This is a genomic window from Roseomonas sp. TAS13 (assembly GCF_001950415.1).
Taxonomy (GTDB): Bacteria; Pseudomonadota; Alphaproteobacteria; order Acetobacterales; family Acetobacteraceae; genus Roseomonas; species Roseomonas mucosa.
Genome location: NZ_BDLP01000329.1, coordinates 1 through 4,810 on the forward strand (window position 1 = coordinate 1; position 4,810 = coordinate 4,810).

The window sequence follows — 4,810 nt, forward strand, 5'->3', positions numbered from 1 at the left end:
TCGCCTTACGGTGGAGCTGTGCGTAGATGTGATCAAGAGACAGGACCAGGGGGATGCCGGTCATCCGCACCGGCTCGTGCACCGCCTCCGGCGCCAGCAGCCCGAGCAGCGCCGCCAGCGCGGCGCCGTGCAGCAGCAGCGACAGCGGCGGCGCCCAGGCCGGCGCCCGGCCGAAGGTCCGGCGCAGGGGCCGTGCCCCGGGCCGCAACGGCCGCACGGCCTTTTCCGCAACGGGACGCGCCGCCTTCATGGCGAAGGGCCGGCGCCCGTCAGCACCACCGGCTCACAGCACCACGACGCCGCTGTGCTTGGCCTTGCCGTCCGGCTCGACATGGATCGAGATCACCACGTTGCCGAGCTCCTGCTTCAGCGTGCCCTCGATCCGGTCGCAGATGCCGTGCGCCTCGTCCACCGACATGCCGCCGGGCACCACGAGGTGGAAGTCGATGAAGGTGAAGCGCCCGGCCCGGCGGGTGCGCAGGTCATGCGCCTCCAGCGCCCCGGTGGCATTGGCGGAAACATGCTCGCGGATCTGCGCCACCAGCTCCGGCGGCGCGGCCTCGTCCATCAGCCCGCCGACGCTTTCGCGGAGCAGGCGCAGGCCGGAGAAGAGGATCATCACCGCCGTCACGCCCGCCATCAGGGGGTCGAGCCAGAGCAGCCCCGTCACCGTGACCAGGAAGACGCCGATCACCACCCCGACCGAGGTGACGACATCGGCCATCAGGTAGTGCGAATCGGCCACCAGGGCCGGGGAGCCGAGCCGCTTGCCACGCCGGCGCAGGATCGTCGCCCAGACCACGTTCACCAGCGCCGCGGCGATGGACAGCACCAGGCCGATCATCGGCCGGTCCGGCGCCCGCGGGTTCTGCCAGGCGGTCCAGACCTCCTGCAGGATCAGCGTGGCCGCGACCACGATCAGCGCCCCCTCCAGCACGGCGGAGAAGTATTCCGCCTTGGCATGGCCATAAGGGTGGTTGTCGTCCGCCGGCATGGCCGAATAGCGCACGGCCATCAACGCGGCCGAGGCGGCGGCCACGTTCACCACCGTCTCCAGCATCTCCGCGAAGAAGGCGGTGCTGCCCGTGATCCACCAGGCCACCCCTTTCAGGGACAGCACGAAGAGGCCCACAGCCAGGCTGGTCCAGGCGGTGCGTTCGGTCAGCGAGAGCGACATAGGGCGGGCATAGCCCGTCCCCGGTCAGACTGAGAAGTATTTCGCGCGGGGGTGGTGCAACACGATCGCAGAGGTTGACTGCTCCGGATGAAGCTGGTGCTCATCGGAAAGGCTCACGCCGATCCGCTCCGCGCCGAGCAGCTTCAGCAGCCCTTCCTGGTCCTCCAGCCGCGGGCAGGCCGGGTAGCCGAAGGAATAGCGGCCGCCGCGATAGCCCTGCTGCAGCATCCGGTCCATGTCGCGGTCATCCTCGCCCGCATAGCCCCATTCGGCACGGATGCGCTTGTGGACGTATTCCGCCATCGCCTCCGCCATCTCCACCGACAGGCCGTGCAGGTAGAGGTAGTCCTGGTAGCGGTTGCCCTCGAACCACTCCCGCGCCACGTCGGAGGCCTTCTGGCCCACCGTCACGACCTGGAGCCCGATGACATCGCGGCTCTCCGGCCCTTCCTGCACGTCGCGCACGAAATCCGCGATGCACTCGCCATCCTGCTTCGGCTGGCGTGGCAGGGTGACGCGCCAGGCCTCGGTCACGCCGTCCTCCTCGAAGAGGATCAGGTCGTTGCCCTGCCCGGCGCATTTCCAGTAGCCATAGATGGCCTGCGGATGGAGGATGCTTTCCGCCTCGGTCAGCGCCAGCATGCGCTTGAGCACCGGGCGCAGCTCCTGCTTGGCCCAGCCGAGGAAATCCTCCAGCGAGCGGCCCTGCTTCCGGAAGCCCCATTGGAACTGGTAGAGCGAGCGCTCGTTGATGAAGGGGATGATCGCCTTGGGCGGCGCCTCGATCACCCGGGCACCCCAGAAGGGCGGCGCGGGCACGGCCTCGCCCTCCGTCACCCGCTTCCGCCGCGCCTGCGCCTCGTTGACATCCACGGGCGCGAAGCCGCGCGGGTCCGCGACGCCCAGCGTGCGCTTCTCGTTCTTCGACTTGCCGGCGCGGCGCGACTGCAGGGCGGCGAGATAGCCGTCGAAGTCGTTGCCCATCACCCGGTCCATCAGGTGCAGCCCGTCGAAGGCATCGCGGGCATAGGCGACACGGCCCGTCGTCCCGTCCTTGGCATAGGCGCGGACGCAGTCATCCTCGACATAGTTGCGCGTCAGCGCCGCGCCGCCGAGCAGCACCGGCACCTCCAGCCCCTGGCGCGCCATCTCCTCCAGGTTCTCGCGCATCACCACGGTGGACTTCACCAGCAGGCCGGACATGCCGATGGCATTGGCGCGGTGCGCCTTCACCGCCTCCATCATCTGCTGCAAGGGAACCTTGATGCCGAGATTGACGACCTTGTAGCCGTTGTTGGTCAGGATGATGTCGACAAGGTTCTTGCCGATGTCGTGGACGTCGCCCTTCACGGTGGCGAGGACGATGGTGCCCTTCTCCTGCCCCTCGGCCCGCTCCATATGCGGTTCGAGATAGGCGACCGCCGTCTTCATCGTCTCGGCGGACTGCAGCACGAAGGGAAGCTGCATCTTGCCGGCGCCGAACAGCTCGCCCACCGTCTTCATGCCGTCCAGCAGCAGCTCGTTGATGATGGCGAGCGGCGTGTGCCCGGCCGCCATGGCGGCGGCGAGGTCGTCCTCCAGCCCCTTGCGGTCGCCATCGACGATCCGCTCCTTCAGCCGTCCCTCGACGGTCTCGGCCTTCTTGCGCGCGCCCATGTCGGCCGCCTTGCGGCCGGCGAACAGCTCCAGCAGCTTCTGCAAGGGGTCGTAGCCCTCGCTGCGCCGGTCATAGATCAGGTCCTCCGCGACCTTCACCTCCTCCGGCGGGATCAGGTGCAGCGGCTTGATCTTGCTGACATGCACGATGGCGCCGGTCATCCCCGCCTTCACCGCATGGTCCAGGAAGACCGAATTCAGCACATGCCGCGCCGCCGGGTTCAGGCCGAAGGAGATATTGCTCAGGCCTAGGATGATCTGGATGTCCGGGAACCTTTCCCGGATCATGCGGATGCCCTCCAGCGTCCAGAGGCCGAGCTTGCGGTCGTCCTCGTTGCCGGTGGCGATGGTGAAGGTCAGCGGGTCGATCATCAGGTCCGACTGCGGCAGCCCGTGCCGGTCGCAGGCGAACTCCACCAGCCGCGTGGCGATGCGGAGCTTGTCCTCCGCCGTCTTCGCCATGCCGACCTCGTCGATGGTCAGCGCGATCACCGCGGCGCCGAACTTCCTGGCCAGGATCATGCGGTCCGTCGCATGGCCCTCGCCATCCTCGAAGTTGATCGAGTTGATGATCGGCTTGCCGCCATGCAGCTTCAGCGAGGCCTCGATCACCGGGGTCTCGGTGGAATCGATCACCAGCGGCGCGTTCACCGCGCCGGTGAAGCGGCGGATCACCTCGCTCATCTCCGCCATCTCGTCGCGGCCGACGAAGGCGGTGCAGACATCGAGGGAGTTCGAGCCCTCGGCCACCTGCTCGCGCCCCATGGCGACGCAGCCATCCCAGTCATGCGCCGCCTGCCGCTCCCGCCAGGCCTTGGAACCGTTGGCGTTGCAGCGCTCGCCGATGGAGAAGTACGCGTTCTCCTGCCGCAGCGCCGTGGCGCCGTAGAGGCTGGCGACCGAGGGCACCCAGACCGGCTTGCGCGGCACCGGCACCGGCCGGTGCGAAGCCCCGCCATGCCGGCGCAGCATCGCGTCCAGCGCCTGGATATGCGGCGTCGAGGTGCCGCAGCAGCCGCCGATCAGGTTCACCCCGTCCTCGGTGACGAAGCGCTCCATCCAGCTCGCCATCTCCGCTGCGCCCAACGGGTAGTGCGTCCTGCCGTCCACCAGCTCCGGCAGGCCGGCATTCGGCTGAACCGAGATCAGCCCGCGCCAGGAACCGGCGAGGTAGCGGACATGCTCCGCCATCTCCTGCGGGCCGGTGGCGCAGTTGAGGCCGATCAGCGGCACGTCCAGCGCGTCGATCACCGTCGCGGCGGCGGCGATGTCGGGGCCGACCAGCAGCGTGCCGGTGGTCTCCACCGTCACCTGCACGAAGATCGGGATGTCGCTGCCCGCCTCGCGCTTCGCCGCCTTGGCCGCATTGACGGCCGCCTTGATGAAGAGCGTGTCCTGGTTGGTCTCGGTCAGCAGCGCATCGGCGCCGCCGGCGATCAGCCCGCGGCACTGCTCCAGCAGCGCGGCCTCCAGCCGGTCGTACTCGATATGCCCCAGGCTCGGCAGCTTGGTGCCCGGGCCGATATCGCCGATCACCCAGCGGTGGCGCCCATCGGCGAAGCTCTCCGCCGCCTCGCGCGCCAGCTCCACCGAGAGCTTGTTGATCTCGAAGGCACGGTCGCCGAGCTCGAACTCCTCCAGCGTGATCGGCGAGCCGCCGAAGCTGTTGGTGAGCACCATGTCCGACCCGGCCTCGTAGTAGCCGCGATGGATCTCGCGAACCAGTTCGGGGCGGGACAGGTTCAGCACCTCGGTGCAGTTCTCCTTGCCCCAGTAGTCCTTCTCGACATCCAGGGTGAGGGCCTGCACGCGCGAGCCCATGCCCCCGTCGCAGAGCAGGACGCGTTCGCGCAGGGCTTCGAGCAGGTGGGGACGGGACATCACGGAGCCTCGGTTGCGGCGGGCGTGGAAAGGGACGCGGCGGCCGGCAGGCGGGTGGCGGGCCAGAGGCGCACTTCCAGCGCCCCCTCCCCCCCC

General features: G+C 68.8%; 3 protein-coding genes. All 3 read right to left on the minus strand.

Annotated features, from left to right (window positions below):
* Nucleotides 1-217: hypothetical protein (locus tag ROTAS13_RS19345; protein WP_139323446.1), on the minus strand; the 217-nt coding region annotated here is incomplete at its 3' end.
* Nucleotides 218-283: 66 nt separating this feature from the next.
* Complete coding sequence (locus ROTAS13_RS19350) at nt 284-1,177, minus strand: cation diffusion facilitator family transporter (protein ID WP_019462684.1); 894 nt, start codon at nt 1,175-1,177, stop codon at nt 284-286.
* Between the two features lie 24 nt (nt 1,178-1,201).
* On the minus strand, nt 1,202-4,714 hold the full coding sequence (metH, locus tag ROTAS13_RS19355; protein WP_058389828.1) for a methionine synthase: 3,513 nt from the start codon (nt 4,712-4,714) through the stop codon (nt 1,202-1,204).
* Between the last annotated feature and the right edge of the window lie 96 nt (nt 4,715-4,810).